This is a genomic window from Olivibacter sp. SDN3, from assembly GCF_014334135.1.
In the GTDB taxonomy this organism is placed as follows: Bacteria; Bacteroidota; Bacteroidia; order Sphingobacteriales; family Sphingobacteriaceae; genus Olivibacter.
Genome location: NZ_CP060497.1, coordinates 3,510,629 through 3,525,948 on the forward strand (window position 1 = coordinate 3,510,629; position 15,320 = coordinate 3,525,948).

At 38.8% G+C, this 15,320-nt stretch carries 16 protein-coding genes; 9 read left to right on the forward strand and 7 right to left on the reverse strand.

Annotated features, from left to right (window positions below):
• Nucleotides 1-17: 17 nt before the first annotated feature.
• A complete protein-coding gene (locus H8S90_RS14525; protein ID WP_187338583.1) occupies nt 18-896 on the reverse strand; it encodes an AraC family transcriptional regulator in 879 nt (292 codons plus the stop codon).
• Nucleotides 897-1,158: 262 nt separating this feature from the next.
• Between H8S90_RS14525 and H8S90_RS14530 the strand changes: the two genes are divergently transcribed.
• The 3 genes from H8S90_RS14530 to H8S90_RS14540 all read left to right on the forward strand — a co-directional run bounded on the left by H8S90_RS14530 (nt 1,159) and on the right by H8S90_RS14540 (nt 3,549).
• Nucleotides 1,159-1,998 (forward strand): phytanoyl-CoA dioxygenase family protein, encoded by an 840-nt coding sequence (locus H8S90_RS14530; protein ID WP_187338584.1) that lies wholly within the window; start codon nt 1,159-1,161, stop codon nt 1,996-1,998.
• 7 nt (nt 1,999-2,005) lie between these two features.
• Nucleotides 2,006-3,193: a Gfo/Idh/MocA family protein gene (locus H8S90_RS14535; protein WP_187338585.1), complete on the forward strand. Its 1,188-nt coding sequence runs from the start codon at nt 2,006-2,008 to the stop codon at nt 3,191-3,193.
• Nucleotides 3,194-3,360: 167 nt separating this feature from the next.
• Nucleotides 3,361-3,549, forward strand: a complete 189-nt coding sequence (locus tag H8S90_RS14540) for a DUF1801 domain-containing protein (protein WP_187338586.1) — start codon at nt 3,361-3,363, stop codon at nt 3,547-3,549.
• A gap of 21 nt (nt 3,550-3,570) precedes the next feature.
• Here H8S90_RS14540 and H8S90_RS14545 read toward each other — a convergent pair whose 3' ends face one another.
• From H8S90_RS14545 to H8S90_RS14555, 3 genes are all read right to left on the reverse strand, one after another.
• Nucleotides 3,571-3,951: a YdeI family protein gene (locus tag H8S90_RS14545; protein ID WP_187338587.1), complete on the reverse strand. Its 381-nt coding sequence runs from the start codon at nt 3,949-3,951 to the stop codon at nt 3,571-3,573.
• 11 nt (nt 3,952-3,962) lie between these two features.
• The gene (locus H8S90_RS14550; RefSeq protein ID WP_187338588.1) at nt 3,963-4,382 is read right to left on the reverse strand and encodes a VOC family protein; all 420 of its coding nucleotides are present in this window, start codon (nt 4,380-4,382) and stop codon (nt 3,963-3,965) included.
• Between the two features lie 203 nt (nt 4,383-4,585).
• Nucleotides 4,586-5,185, reverse strand: a complete 600-nt coding sequence (locus tag H8S90_RS14555) for a hypothetical protein (RefSeq protein WP_187338589.1) — start codon at nt 5,183-5,185, stop codon at nt 4,586-4,588.
• A 428-nt stretch (nt 5,186-5,613) separates the two neighbouring features.
• Here H8S90_RS14555 and H8S90_RS14560 point away from each other — a divergent pair, with 428 nt between their 5' ends.
• The 4 genes from H8S90_RS14560 (at nt 5,614) to H8S90_RS14575 (ending at nt 10,708) form a co-directional block, all read left to right on the forward strand.
• Nucleotides 5,614-6,822 carry an acyltransferase family protein gene (locus H8S90_RS14560; protein ID WP_222852101.1) on the forward strand — a complete coding sequence of 403 codons (1,209 nt, stop codon included), beginning with the start codon at nt 5,614-5,616 and terminating at the stop codon, nt 6,820-6,822.
• A gap of 130 nt (nt 6,823-6,952) precedes the next feature.
• Entirely contained in the window at nt 6,953-7,870 is a 918-nt protein-coding gene (locus H8S90_RS14565; RefSeq protein ID WP_187338590.1) for a glycoside hydrolase family 43 protein, read from the forward strand.
• Nucleotides 7,871-7,920: 50 nt separating this feature from the next.
• Complete coding sequence (locus H8S90_RS14570; protein ID WP_222852102.1) at nt 7,921-8,553, forward strand: class I SAM-dependent methyltransferase; 633 nt, start codon at nt 7,921-7,923, stop codon at nt 8,551-8,553.
• Nucleotides 8,554-9,052: 499 nt separating this feature from the next.
• A complete protein-coding gene (locus tag H8S90_RS14575; protein WP_187338591.1) occupies nt 9,053-10,708 on the forward strand; it encodes a DUF4980 domain-containing protein in 1,656 nt (551 codons plus the stop codon).
• Between the two features lie 165 nt (nt 10,709-10,873).
• Here the strand turns inward: H8S90_RS14575 and H8S90_RS14580 are convergent, their stop codons facing one another.
• The 3 genes from H8S90_RS14580 to H8S90_RS14590 all read right to left on the reverse strand — a co-directional run bounded on the left by H8S90_RS14580 (nt 10,874) and on the right by H8S90_RS14590 (nt 13,527).
• The gene (locus tag H8S90_RS14580; protein ID WP_187338592.1) at nt 10,874-11,965 is read right to left on the reverse strand and encodes a sialidase family protein; all 1,092 of its coding nucleotides are present in this window, start codon (nt 11,963-11,965) and stop codon (nt 10,874-10,876) included.
• Nucleotides 11,966-12,672: 707 nt separating this feature from the next.
• Nucleotides 12,673-12,993 (reverse strand): HPF/RaiA family ribosome-associated protein, encoded by a 321-nt coding sequence (locus H8S90_RS14585; RefSeq protein WP_187338593.1) that lies wholly within the window; start codon nt 12,991-12,993, stop codon nt 12,673-12,675.
• Nucleotides 12,994-13,134: 141 nt separating this feature from the next.
• Entirely contained in the window at nt 13,135-13,527 is a 393-nt protein-coding gene (locus H8S90_RS14590; protein ID WP_187338594.1) for a hypothetical protein, read from the reverse strand.
• Between the two features lie 500 nt (nt 13,528-14,027).
• Between H8S90_RS14590 and H8S90_RS14595 the strand changes: the two genes are divergently transcribed.
• Both H8S90_RS14595 and H8S90_RS14600 read left to right on the forward strand, forming a co-directional pair.
• On the forward strand, nt 14,028-14,555 hold the full coding sequence (locus H8S90_RS14595) for a GNAT family N-acetyltransferase (RefSeq protein ID WP_187338595.1): 528 nt from the start codon (nt 14,028-14,030) through the stop codon (nt 14,553-14,555).
• 132 nt (nt 14,556-14,687) lie between these two features.
• Nucleotides 14,688-15,287, forward strand: coding sequence for a TetR/AcrR family transcriptional regulator (locus H8S90_RS14600; protein WP_187338596.1), 600 nt, complete (start codon nt 14,688-14,690; stop codon nt 15,285-15,287).
• Nucleotides 15,288-15,320 lie beyond the last annotated feature (33 nt).

The window sequence follows — 15,320 nt, forward strand, 5'->3', positions numbered from 1 at the left end:
AAATGTGAAAACCAAATTTATAGATTGCGTACCGCTTGATTAAGCTGTTTCCGATAGGCCATCGGGCTATAACTGTATCGACTTTTAAATTGCCTGTTAAAGTTAGATAAGTTGTTAAACCCACACTCCATGGAAATTTCCAATATATTGAGCTTATCTTCTATCAACAATTTGCAGGCATGACTAAGCCTCACTTCGTTCACAAATTTAGTAAACGATCGTCTCGCGCGAAGAGCAAAATATCTTGAAAATGAGTTTTCAGCCATATTAGCAATATTTGCAACCTCTTTAAGGCTGATGTTTTTTTTGAAATTGTTGAAAACAAATGTCAAAACGTTGTCCATCCTTTCCGATTCCTTTTCATTGCAACCTTTGACTTCGGCTTTTGAAATATACTTATACTCATCGGTTTCCGCCAGAATATTCAGCATTTCAAGTAGTTTGAGCCATCGGGCAAAGTCGCTGAGCTCCACTAGTTCATGCATTCTTTTGTTCAGTTCTTCATTGGTGCCGCCGTATATTTCCAATCCTCTTAGGGATTTGTTGAGCAGTGTTTTGATTTTATGTGTTTCTGGCAGGGAAAGAAAACTGTCTCCAAAGGAAGCAATTGTAAAATGTACAACGATAGATTTGGCTCTTAGATAGGGGGTGGCAGCGTAGTATTCCATGTCATTTCGGTATACATGCGGCAGGTTAGGGCCAATTAAAGCCATATCACCTGGTTTAAAATCCGAAATATCATCCCCTATGAGCCGTTGCCCGGTGCTTTCGGTCACCAGCACCAGTTCATATTCAGGATGAAAATGCCAAGGTGTAGGGTAAAAATCGTAATCAAAATGCCTTACAGCAAAAGATTCGCCCGCACTTTTTGGTAAGTAGTCAATTACAGGTTTCATTTATAGTTAATTTACACTTTATGCTTTTATATCCTTTTTAACTTATACTAAAGTTAAGGTAATTTTCATCATATTTTGGAATCTTAAGAATAAAATTGTGTTTAACTATCATTAGGACATTTTTTATGAGTCTTTGTATGAAAAGTATCTGTTGTTTTCCAAATGGAAATGATGTTAGAAAAGTACCATGATTTATCATTAAAAATGTATAAAGATGGCAAAAAGGTTTGTAACTTTATTTTTCTAACAAATTATAAGCGAGATGCAAAAATTGTCTGTAGAGGAAGTTCATACTTACAATAAGGACGGATACCTCGTAGTTAAAAATTTCTGTAGTAAAGAAGTCATAGAGAAGTTATATGCAACAGCCTTGCAGGACGATGCTATGCATAAGAATGCGCTCGATCTCAATGATACATCAGGTAAAAAAACAAAATTATCCTTGTGGTTCTCTCCTGGAGATGATGTCTTTGGTTATTTAACACGAAGTGAACGAATCGTTCATTCGGTCGCACAGCTGCTTGATAGCGATGCCGCTGTTTGTCATTTCCATTCGAAATTGATGCAAAAAGAACCTTATGTCGGTGGAGCTTGGGAGTGGCATCAGGATTATGGATATTGGTATAAAAACCAATTTATGTTTCCCGACCAACTTATGAGCGTAATGGTTGCTTTAACCCCCGCAAATAAAGCAAACGGCTGTTTACAGGTAATTAAAGGGTCTCACAAAATGGGAAGAGTAAATCATGGTTTTGCAGGTGAGCAGGTTGGCGCTGATATGGTAATGGTTAGTAATGCATTAAAATCGATGAAATTGGTTCATGTGGAATTAGCAGCAGGCGATGCGCTTTTTTTCCATAGCAATCTATTGCATCGTTCCGAAGCTAACCTTTCTGATAAACCGAGATGGTCAATAATATCCTGTTATTCTTCGCAATCTAATCTGGCATACAACGAAAAATCGAGTTCTTGGCACACGCCAGTTGACGTTGTACCCGATGATGCCATTTTAAATTGGGAAAGCAAGCCGCTTTCGGAAGCAGATTTTTTAAAGAAAGAAAATGATCCAGCCTTAAAAGAGACGGGGTGGGAGGAAAGATAAATTGAACATGAAAATAGCAATGTTAGGTTCGGGTTTTATAGCCCGTTTTTATGCAGAATCATTACATGCGCAACGCAGAAGAGACATGATCTGTACCGTTTACTCGCGAACGACCGATAATGCCAAGCGATTTGCGGAAGACTACGGCTTAGCTTATTATACAGATAACATAGACGAAGCAATCAATCATCCTGAGGTTGAAGCCGTGATTATTGCCTTGGCCAACAGTGCGCACGAAGAGGCTGTTGCAGCGTGTGCAAAGGCAAAGAGACATGTACTGTGTACCAAACCACTAGGTAGAACTGCAGCCGAAGCCAAACGTATGTTGGAGATGGTGGAACAGGCAGGAATATTTGCTGGTTATCTGGAAGATTTGTGTTACACTCCAAAATTTTTGAAATCGTTGACGAGTGTAAAAAAGGGAGCTTTGGGCAAAATATTATGGACAAAATCAAGAGAGGCACACTCAGGTCCACATAGCGCTTGGTTCTGGGATAAAAAGGAATCTGGGGGTGGGGCAATCATAGATCTCGCCTGCCATTGCGTAGAAATTGGGAGAAATTTTATTGGTAAGGATATAAGACCGTTAGAGGTGATGTGTTGGGCAGACACCCAAGTTCATCCTATTGAAGCAGAAGATAATGCTATCGGGCTAGTGAAATATGAAAATGGGTCAATAGCGCAATTTGAGGTAAGCTGGACGTTCAAGGCCGGGATGGATTTACGTGATGAAATAATGGGCACCGAAGGTTCTATATCAATCAATAATTTTTTGCGCACCGGCTTTGAAATGTTCACAACGCGCAATAGCGATGGTTACGTTGCCGAAAAAGTCGAGGTAAACCAAGGTTGGGTATTTCCAGTTGGCGATGAAGCGCACGAACTAGGGTACCCGAATATGTTTACAGATATGTTTGATGCCATCGAGAAAGGAATTGAAGCTCAAGAAACCTTTTACGACGGCTATATAGTAAATGCCATTATCGACGCCGCCCTTCTGTCTGCTAAAACAAAGCGATGGGAAAAAGTTGAAATAGATTACTGGAGAGGAACGGATATAGCGAGTAATAACCGCCAGGTTACCTCGTTTGATGACGAATATTATTTAATAAAAGAGGAGATATTACCGAATGGGGATAAAAAGCGACTTTTAAAACATAAAAACTCGGGAGCAGTTGTGCAACGTGTCAACTGATTAATAAATAATGGAGAACGGAGAGGTTACCACATTCTTGTCACACTACAGCAAAAAAGTTTTTAATAGCGCATTAATGTTATGGGAAATTCTTTTTGAAAATTTACCTCATATCAAAGAAGAGCTTGATACTTCAGCCGGCATAATCTTGTACCATCATACCTTCAATGAAAGGGCTCAAGCTTGGCTTTTATCGGGGGGTAGACCTGCCAGATCCCAAGCAGCTATTAAAAGGAAGTGGCAAAATATTCCGTTACCTCGAGATAAAAGCACCAGAAGATATCAATTCCAATGCGCTAAGCACCATATTAAAAGAAGCCTATGAAGCGTACAAAACAAGAAAACTAATTGATTGAGATACTATCCGTGTACAAAATTTATATATCGGTAGTTTCCCATTTTCCGAGTTGCTTTGCAATGTCAATAAGTTTTTGCCCGTGTTCCGTCATCTGCCCCTCTCTGATCAACCTTTCGGCACGCGCTATATTTGGTCGGCTCCATTTGCTTCTTTTGGGGTTTCGCGGCGAAAAAGTAAGATAGTAACTTTCTGAATCCCGTTTTTTACACAAACTGTCTATCCAACCAAAACACAAGGCCTCCTCCGTAGCTTCAATTAAATTAACGCTGGGTACATTACTTTTTTTATGATACAATATTAACCATACGGATTTTTCCGTTTGGCTGTTCTGTTTCAACCACTGTCGCCATGCTGCTCTAGTCTTAGCATAAATGGCCTGTTTTCCATCTTTTGTTTCCATAGTTTTTTCTCTTACAGGTTCTTTTGATGCAAAATATCGAGGTAATGCTTATTGGTCATGATACCTAATATATTACCAAATGGATCAACTACTGAGGCAGTGACAAATTCTCCTTTACCACCACTATGGTCAGTAATGGGTTGATGCTCTTTTGCTCCCATCGTAATCAGCTTTTCGAGAGTCGACGCTAAGTCGTCAACATGCCAGTACGCAATGGCGCCTCCGGTGCCTGTTGTTCCCTCAGGGGCGTATCTACTGTCAATAATACCAAGTTCATGCTGGTAATCACCAACACGAAATTCTGAATAACCTGGAACGTTAAAATAAGGTGCTATTCCCAGAAATTTGCTATACCAATTTTTTGCTGCTTCATGATCACTTGCATAAAAGTTTACCGTTGATAATCCCCGTAATACATTCGATTTGGTCATTTCTATCTGTTTTAATTTGTTATACTACAAATGTAAAACAGCGCTATGACAACCCTATGTCAATGGTCTGAAAAATATTTTTTATTGTTTAATACGTGATTTTCTTTGCTTTGAAATAAAACTAATCCAGTGTTTGAATACAGGGCTAATTATCAAATTAATAAAAGAAATTTGCTAAACCAGAGCGAATCTTTCTTCCTATATCATTCTGCAAAAGCGTGTGCTATTGTAGCTCTGTGCTGTATTTCTTTCTCCTGAAATTCAGCGGTTTGCTTATAGGTGTCAAAAGTGAAGAATATCTCTCCCGGGTCTGGGGAGTCTTCATCGAAAAATAATTTAAAGCTGCTCGTAGAAGCCTTATTGAGATCAATAGGCTTCTTATTTGATAAAAAAGTTAAAGGTTCAATAGGCTCTGTTTTCATTTTATCGATACCTTCAATTTGCCACAATTTGGCTAATGCTGATACGAAACGGTCACTCTCCGCGCCTAATTTTTTAAATTTTATTGTCCCCTTTTTAAACCCCTCTTCATTATTTACCGATCCATCATTATTAACGCCAGCAGGAATATTTTTATTAACTTCAATAATGACGCCAACTGTGTCATCTTGATATAGGCCTTTTGCCACATAAGAGATGGAGGTATCACCTTCCGTTTTATCTACCAGATTAAGGAAAAAGGAAGCCGGATTTTCCATAGAGAATAGCTCTTTTGTGGTTGTAGTGCCCTCACCTGAGTTTGAGTTGTTGCTGCAGGATGATATTAGGATAACAGCCAGCAGTATTGCGATTGTGCGGTTCATTTTTTTGTTTTTATTTGTTATACAATGGATGTAAAGAATTAACAGCCACTTTGTAAAGTTGTTCACAACAATTGGCGATTTTTCCGATATGCGACGAATAAGACGAATAAAATTATAATTCTTAACGGAAGTGACTGGATTGTTGATGATTTTTTAATTGCTGATGGCAAAACGCCTAAATATGTGTTTATAAAAGGCCTGGTTACCTGATACAAACAAAAACACTATCTTAGTCTGTCGATAAATTATGAATGATATCGATTATTTGACAAGATGGTCGAAAGGGAAACTACTAATTATATGATAACCTTATTAAGCTTTGATGTCAATGATCATAGCAAAAATAACTGTCTGGTGCGGTTGTGCATGGTATAACATCTGATGAATTATTGATCCCATTTGGCCATTGATAGAAAGCATCTAATCTTATGCAAAAAGATATATCTGTAACAAGAGCTGTAATACCCATAAAAAGAGTTGCGTCTGTAGATGTATTTCGCGGTTTTGTAATGCTCTTGATGATGGCTGAAGTTCTTGATTTTCCGGCAGTGTCAAAAGCATTGCCCAATAGTGCCTTATGGCAGCTCTTAGCGTTTAATCAGAGCCACGTACCCTGGCAGTGGCTGAGTTTGCACGACATGATCCAGCCGGCTTTCACATTTCTCGTAGGAGTGGTACTCCCGTTTTCCATTGCCAGCAGGAAAAGTAAAGGGGCTACACTCCGAGCGCTGTTAAGGCATACCGTTAAAAGATCGTTGATCTTAATATTGCTTGGCATATTTCTACGATCTATCTATTCAGAACGAACCAATTTTACATTTGAGGATACGCTCACACAAATAGGGCTCGGATATACCTTTTTGGTAATTCTGGCATTTTACTCGCTTAGAATTCAGGTAGGGGCATTGGTTTTTATTTTAATAGGGTATTGGTTGGCCTTTGCATCTTATCCACTGCCTGATGCAAATTTCGATTACGCAACGGTGGGGGTACCTGCAAACTGGCATTATAATATGGATGGATTTGCGGCCCATTGGAACAAAAACACCAACCTCGCTTGGGCTTTTGACCGTTGGTTCTTAAATCTTTTTCCACGAGATGAACCATTTCTTTTCAATAGCGGAGGGTATGCCACACTGAGTTTTATTCCAACGTTAGGAACGATGATGTTAGGTCTGTTTGCTGGAAAAATCTTAAGATCTACTGATGGACCGCAAAGAAAAATGAGGTTTTTTATAATAATAGGGATGTGTTTGATAGCCTTCGGAATATTACTTCACTTTACAGGTATCAACCCTATTGTTAAACGTATTTGGACTCCTGCGTGGACTGTTTTTAGTGGTGGCATCTGTTTTTTAATGTTAGCCTTATTCTATTGGATAATAGATATATCAGGCAAACAGCAATGGGCCTTTATTTTTACGGTAATAGGGGTGAACTCTATTGCAGCGTATGTTATCGCAGACGGGGGGATCAAAACATTTATACACCGATCGCTTTACACTCATTTTGGCCAAAATTTCGATCTGATACTCGGCACTCCTTATACTACTTTATTGTCTGGAAGCTTAGTGCTGATTGTTGAATGGTTGATTTTATATTGGTTGTTTAAAAAGAAAATATTTATTAAGATCTAAACGGTCTACCAGTGGGCGCTCTTAGTGTTTTTGAACTATTACAAAGCTATAGGCCAAGTGCTTGGCGTATGATCGAGCATTTCAAAGGTTAGCTTTGTTGACGTTAAGTATAGCGTTAAAATGGAAAAAAATGAACTTAGAGGTACATAATATAGTGGGCAATCCTATTATTCGGCATAAATACTCTTGCGATCCTACCGCCCTTGTATATAATAATACCGTATACCTATACACCGGTCACGATGAAGCGCCGCCGGGTACAGAAGATTATGTAATGAACGATTGGCTTTGTTTTTCTTCGAAGGATATGACGGATTGGATGGAACACCCTTCACCACTGAGAGCAAGAGATTTTAGTTGGGCAAGTGGAGATGCTTATGCTACAAAAGTTATTCAGAGAGATGGAATATTTTACTGGTATGTGGCAGTAACTCATGCGTCTGTTGATGGGAAAGCAATAGGCGTGGCGGTTTCTGAGAATCCCACTGGCCCGTTCAACGATGTACGGGGGAGTGCACTTATTACACACGATATGCTGCCTTTCAATAGCAATGAAAAAGCAAACTTAGATCCAGGGATTTTAATAGATGATGACGGACAGGCTTTTATTTTTTGGGGTAACGGTACATGTTATTATGCAAAATTAAAAGACAATATGATGGAACTCGATAGTGACATCAAAAAAATAAACTTACCCGGTTTTGAAGAGGGGATACATATTCATAAACGTGGCGAATGGTATTACCTGTCGTACGGTTTTGGAATGCCCGAAAAAGTGGCATATGCGATGAGTAAGAGTATTAGTGGTCCGTGGGAATTCCGTGGGATTTTAAATGAGCTTGCTGGCAACTGTCAAACGAATAGGCCATGTATAATTGAATTTAATGGCAGATCTTATTTTATTTATCACAATGGGGCCTTGAAAAATGGCGGTAGTCATCGAAGATCAGTTTGTATTGATTACCTATATTATAATGCAGATGGCACGATGAAACGTGTCTTGATGACATCAGAAGGTGTGGCGACAATAGCATGTCCGAAGGAATAGATGTGTTGATTTTGGTAAATATCAATAAATAAATATAAAGCAAAACCATTATGAACACGCCATCTACTAACAATTATTTTAAACAGATATCTTTATATATTCTATTATTAACCTGTACAACTGCGTTTGCTCAGAAGGAACCTCTTAGGGATGAAATATATACATACAAGCAAGCATCACTCGATGGTACAGGTAAGGTATACCACGGTAGGGAAATAGCGCGGGTAATGAGTTTTGAAGGGAAAGATTGGCTCGAACGTGCTAGTAGGTCGCAGGAAGAAAACACAGACCTCGCCATTTCTAATCTACCAATAACAAAAAACAGTGTGGTTGCAGACATCGGGGCGGGGTCGGGCTATTATACTTTTCGTATAGCAGACAAGGTGCCGACCGGAACGGTCTATGCCGTGGAGATACAAGACAATGCGGTAGCTTATCTAAAAGAACGAAGCAAGAAGCTTAACCTTAATCATGTAAATGTCGTAAAGGGAGATGAAAAATCTCCAAATCTACCAGATAATACTATTGATATAGCCATTATGGTCGATGTATACCATGAGCTCCTGTATCCGCACGAAATGTTACAGGCTATCAGACGATCGCTAAAACCTAATGGTAAGTTGTTATTGATTGAGTATAGGGCAGAAGATCCTCAGGTGGCCATAAAAAACTGCATAAAATGAGTGTGAAGCAAGTAGATAAAGAGTTGATCGCTAATGGTTTTCACCGGATAAAGAACGGACAGTTTATGAATATCCAGCATTTTTTAGTTTACCAAAAACATTAAATATAATAACGATGTATTTACGGTAACCTTTTATTGCCCCGTTTGCGTAAATTGTTATTGTCCAATTAGGCCGTTGGCGCATCATCGTGCCATGCTCACGGTTGATTGCATCTTAATTTTTCAAAGGCAGCTCAACAATCACGTGTCTTAGTTCAATAATATTGATTTTGAAGGAGATATTGGCTGGATTACAGAGAGCCATGATATGCTGTTTTTTTGCATTATGTGAGGGCTGTTTCAGGAGGAAAAATCGTTAACCGATTTTTACCTATTCGGAGTATTATCTTATTCGATTTTAATATATTAGCAAATCGATATGAACAAATAAATTCAAGCAAGTTGAGTTAAATAAGTTTTAGATATAATAATTAGTATAGATTATAAACCAACAAAGAATGAGCATATTAAGAACTATCCTATTAGTGCTAATGACATGGTCTTGTAGCTTTTCAACCTTTGCGCAGGAAATATCAATAAAAGTCAATAAGCGATTTCTAAACCTTCCCGTATCGCAGTCGCAGGATAGAGGAAATATGAAGTTTATTGTAGGAGATGAGGAGGAACGTACATTTAAAATCCGACTGGCCTCCGAAGAACCTGATTATTGGGTCTTTGCTGATGTGTCTGCGTTGAAGGGTAAAACAATAAAAGTCTACTATGATGGCAACTCTTCCGGCCTAGCTAAAATTTATCAAGAGGATAAAATAAACGGGCAGGAGTCTCTGTATCAGGAAGCAAATCGTCCGCAATACCATTTTACTACCAAAAGAGGCTGGATTAATGATCCGAATGGAATGATCTATTCTGAAGGAGAATATCATCTTTTTTATCAGCATAACCCGTATGAAAGAGAATGGGAAAACATGAGCTGGGGGCATGCCGTAAGCACAGATATGGTTCACTGGCAGGAATTGCCAACGGCTTTATATCCAGACAGTATGGGCACCATGTTTTCGGGTTCAACAGTTACAGACTACAACAATACGGCTGGTTTCAATAAGGGGAGTACACCTGCCATGATAGCTTTTTATACAGTGGATAGTCCTGAAAAGCAAGTGCAGTGTATGGCTTATAGCCTTGACAAAGGTCGTACGTGGACAAAGTATAATAAGAATCCGCTCATAGATTCAAAAGATAAATGGGGTACAAAGGATACACGTGATCCCAGAGTTTTTTGGTACCGCCCCGGCAATCATTGGGTCATGGTGCTCAATGAGCGTGACGGGCATTCGATCTACACCTCACAAAATATGAAGGAATGGAAATACGAGAGTCATATTACTGGCTTTTGGGAATGTCCAGATTTATTCGAATTATCCGTTGATGGTGATCCTGCTGATACCAAATGGGTAATGTACGGTGCTTCAGGCACCTATATGTTAGGTGCTTTTGACGGAAAAACCTTTATACCCGAAGCAGGGAAATTTCAGTATACTACTGGAGCTTTGTACGCAGCACAAACATTTGCCAATATGCCTGAAACTGATCCAAGACGTATCCAGATCGGATGGGGGAGAATTGATCAACCGGCTATGCCATTTAATGGCATGATGTTACTACCTACCGAGCTTACCCTTCGTAAAACTAAAAATGGTCCAAGGTTATTCAGTCAGCCTATAGAAGAAACGAGTACATTATTTGAAAAAGTACAACAGTGGTCGTCTCTCACTTCCAATGATGCTAATGAGAAATTAAAAGTATGCTATGACGCCGAAGGCCTGCGTATCAAGACAACAATAAAACTTTCGCACGCAACAAGTGCGGGTCTTAAATTATTTGGTCAGCAAATAATTGATTATGATTTGAATAACAATACCATTAATGGTGTTTTTTACTCTCCCGAAGATATGACTAGTATGGAGCTTTCTGCTGATATCTATATAGATAAAACGTCTATCGAAGTATTTATAGACGGTGGCGTATATTCATATGCTATGGAGCGTAAACCCACTGCTAATAATGCAGAAGGACTCCAGTTTTGGGGAAACAGTATAGAAGTAACTGATCTCCAGTTATATTCGGTTAAATCTATTTGGAATTCAGAGCCTTAAAAACGTCAAGTGTTTCAATTTTGGCTAGGCTGTCATAACGTTAACTTCTTTTTTAATAAGGCTTAGTAAAGTTATGTCGGAACTTTATTGAAGCCGTTGTTCCTGCTTATTCGGCAAGCTTTAATCAAGCGGTTGTTTAGAAGCCCCTTTCGTATATGCTCCATGCTATTCTTGATCAAAGACAATTCGGCCTAGAATCATCCAGGCTCCTACACTGCCGTCAATATCCGTAGCTGAAGTTGCTACAACGGTACTATCGTTCCACATCGAAATTGCATTCCACTTAGCTTCGCCGTCCAATGGTAAGGAAAAAGGTTGGGAGGCGTTTCCGAAATTCCGTCCGTTTTTATCGCCAATAGCCACCTCCATTGTAGATTTCTCCCAATCATCTCCACGACCTCTGGTGGTTTGGTAAGATAAAAGCACTTCTCCCGAAGGTAATCGAGTAAGATATGGCGCGCCGGCATACACCTCGTCTGGCAATGAATCTTGGAGAGCATATTCCCGCAAAGGGGAGTCGCCGGTAACAGGTGTATTCCAATTGTCGTTAATCGATGAGCGGACAATATAAGGTTTAAACTGTCCTACTTTATTATCCTCTATAGCCATTAAAATTTCATTATCCGTTAGTATTGGCACGGGCATTCCATCACGGCGATTCGCTCGGAAGCTAACTGTTCTGGGTTCACTTTCCCACGTTTTCCCGTTATCCGCCGAAGCAAGAACAGAAATTTCTTGTTCATCTGATGTCGTATACGGGCCTTCATTGGCAAAATAGACCTGTAAAATGCCATTAGGCAGTTGTAAAAGTGCAGGTTCCCAGCATCCGTCGGTAAAACGTAACCCAGCGTTAAAAACAACCTGAGCTTCGCTCCAGGTATTGCCTTGGTCTTCACTTCTTGAAATAGCAATGGCGAAAGGCGCCACGCCGTCTTTACTAGGCCTGTAATTGCAGGCTGCTACCCAGTCACCATTTTGCAACTCAATGATTTCGGGATTGGCAATATTTATTTTGACGGAATTTCCAAGTGAATCTTCACTAATATGCCCGTGGAATACCACGTTTGGAGCATCCCACGTTTTTCCATCATCAGCGCTCTGAATCATTTCCATATTACCTTGTGCCTCATAGACGGCAACAACTTTGCCGTCATGAAACCGCTTTAATCGTGGGTATCCTGCGTATGGCAAGTCACGTCCATCCCTCGGAGCAAGCTTTTGCAAACTGCTTTCATCCCATTCTATACGAAATGGCATACTTGCCGATTCGCTCGTTTCTTTTAATCGACTGTCAGGTGACGACTTACAGCTTAAAGTACAGCACGTACCGACTACTAAAAAAAAATGAATCAACCTATTTTCCTTAAGGTTATGCTTATGTTTTGTGTGAGACAAGGACGTTTTATACATAATTTTTGCTATTAGCATATAATTGCTGAGAAGGTTTTCTGCCGATTAACGCTGTTGTTCACTTGTTTGAAATCATAAATCGAACATTCAAGTTTATAGTGACTCGAAACAAGTAATAAAAGACACTTCCGATCCATCAGGTTCTCTAATGACGTCTAAAATCATTCTGCTCCTTATCTATCAGGTCTAAACAATTGGTTTCCGTTTTTCAGCCTTTATTAATGCAAATGAAAGATATTATCTCTACATTTTAATATAGATATCGTTTCAATATTTCCTTAATTTGTCTAATAAAAAGATTATCAGCATTACACGATCACTTTTCAACCCGTTTATTAAGGAGTTGATAGCGCCAGATAACGCAGACATTTACGGTAGAAAATGGCTATGGCATAAGTGAATACAAAAGGACTTGACTCAGGCAAGATTAATTGCCTTTATATGTATTTCTGTTAACTTGTCGGTTCAAGGTTAAATGCACCTTCAAGTGAAGAGGATAAAATCGAACTTTGCAGAAGAATTATCTAAGCCGAAGTTTATAAGATTCGATAGTTTTACGAATAATTTTTTAGCTTTTCGGTGCGGTTTTTCAAGAGTTGAGTAAGCTTATCGGTAGCTTGTTTGAACGCTAAGTCAATATCGTCTGCTGTTGACGTCACCGCTTCAGGATCGAGGCCCTTTATCCGAACTTCTATGGTACAGCGCTTATCTTTGCTTCCTTGTTTATCACTGTTTTCGTCAGCTAAAAAAACCTCTAATCGTGTGATGAACTCTTCAAAACGAGACAAAGAGTTACCAAGGGTATCTTTAATCTTCAAACTGAAGTTTTCACTTACGTTAATATTTTTATCGGAATTGACTTGTATCGTTACCATACGCTTTTTTCTACTAACAGGTTAATCGTTTTATTGTTTTAACTAATAGCCGTGCGCCATTATAACTTTCTCCATATCTGAATACCAAATGGCGTATATGCTGTTTTATCCGATGATAGGACAAAAAGTAGAAGGAGAGGTTTACGATAGCAAAAGGCTTTTCAATAACGAAAGAAAGCGGTCATTAGATGTATAGAGGTAATTATAGTTTATTATGAAATAAGTGACATTGTTAAAGCCATGTCTAACCCTCAACGGTTTCCAAAAAGCTCCAAAGTTTTTAACAGAGGCTGTGGTGTATAAATTATCGAACCCGTAATACAATTCTTCTATTGAACCTAAAGGTATGGTCTCACATTCATCTCCGTCCAATAAAATTTCTTTTTCGGTAAGTATGATATCTCCACTATGTTTCGATAATGGAGGAGCAAAGGAGAAATGCCTAATTGTAAACCTTTCATCATAATGCATATGTTGAATCTCATAATCATGTATCCATAATGCACTGCTTTTGAATAGTAATTTTCGTTTCATCACGCTCTCTTTTATGCTAGAATAGTGTTCGTTTTGAGCCATTCAAGGTAAGGAAAAGATCTTTAATATTTATTATTGTCTTGGAATACTCAAGAGATTTTTACAAATCACATCGTTCAAGCTGTCTAGCCGAAACAGATAACTTGTACCCATTTTGATTGGATAAAATTCCTATGTAAACGTATCGCTTTAACCCGAAATTTAAAGGCAACGCTTATTTTATCACTGTTTTTTCTTTCACAAAATATGAAAAGTCTATCTTTACAGCACATGAAGCAAAATAGCTACACATATTTTTTATTGGATATAGTCTAAGGCCTATAATAGGCCGTTCTTAGTATCGTAAGAATTACGATACATCTTCGATGCAATTAACTTTTTATTTTTAAGATAAACTTACAAGCCTTTTATTGTTTTTATAACACTGTCGGGCATTGTCGTCGGTCTTATCTGTTGCGGTAGATATTGGCGCAGGCCTGATAATTAATCAGCGAATTGATATGAATAATATAATCATTAGAAAGGAACAAATCAAAGACTATCGTGAAATTTATGAAGTAAACAAATTGGCGTTTAATCAGAACGATGAAGCAAAATTAGTAGATGCTTTGAGAAGAAACAAGCAAGCGTTCATTCCTGAGCTTTCATTAGTAGCTATAACTGACCAGAAAATCGTTGGACATAGCATGTTTACCGAAATCCAAATTGTCAATAATCGTAAACAGCAATTCAAAAGTCTAGCCTTGGCACCTGTAGCTGTAAAACCCGATTTTCAGAATAAAGGCATAGGTAGCATGCTAATCAGGCACGGCTTCGAAGTTGCTAAACAACTGGGATATAAATCAGTAATCGTTTTGGGGCACCAACATTATTATCCTAAATTTGGGTTTCTTCCCGCAAAAAAGAGGCATATCAAAGCACCTTTTGATGTCCCAGAAAATGTATTTATGGCTGTTGAACTAGAAAAGGATGGATTAAAAGGTATTTCAGGAACAGTGCGTTATCCCCCGGAGTTTGAGTCGGTATAAAATGAATAATAATCTACTACGAAAAATGCTTTGAAGTCAGGCGAATGTCGTTTTTCCATTGCGTGTTAGGTTTGTATTGCTTTATGTGTTATTTTTGCTGACAGTGTTATTTTTTATTATACTGTAATCAAAATGGGGATTTCTGAACGTAAACAGCGGCAAATGGAAGAGGTGAGGGCGACTATCTTGAAACAATCGTGGCAGATTGTAAAAGATGAAGGTTGGCAATCACTTTCCATTCGCAAAATAGCGGATGCCATAGAATACAGTACGCCTGTTGTATATAGGCATTTCGAAAGCAAAGATGCGATCTTGGAGGAATTTTCTCGCGAAGGTTATGCCCTTCTGGCGGATAAACTATGTTGCGCAAAGGCCGATCATTCTAGTCCAGACCAGCAATTGCTAGCGATGTCATATGCCTATTGGGAATTTGCAAAACAGCATCCAAAGCATTATCAAATTATGTATGGCTTAGGTATCCCAACATGCGAGATGGTTCAAGAAATTGATGAAATCAAACAGGTAAGTGATATTTTAAATGAATCCATTGCGGCAGCAATCAAATTAAGCAAAAATCCTGACGTGGATATACACCTCAAGCGGACGACATTTTGGTCTATTCTTCATGGTCTAGTCGCTATTTCGGCAATATCTGCCCCGGGGTGCCCGGAGAAAGCTCTTCTGACGCTAGAGGATGCAACAAAAGGATTCATTAAGGCGCTAATGAACTAAATCGGAAAATAAATATCAATAATAGGTTTATTT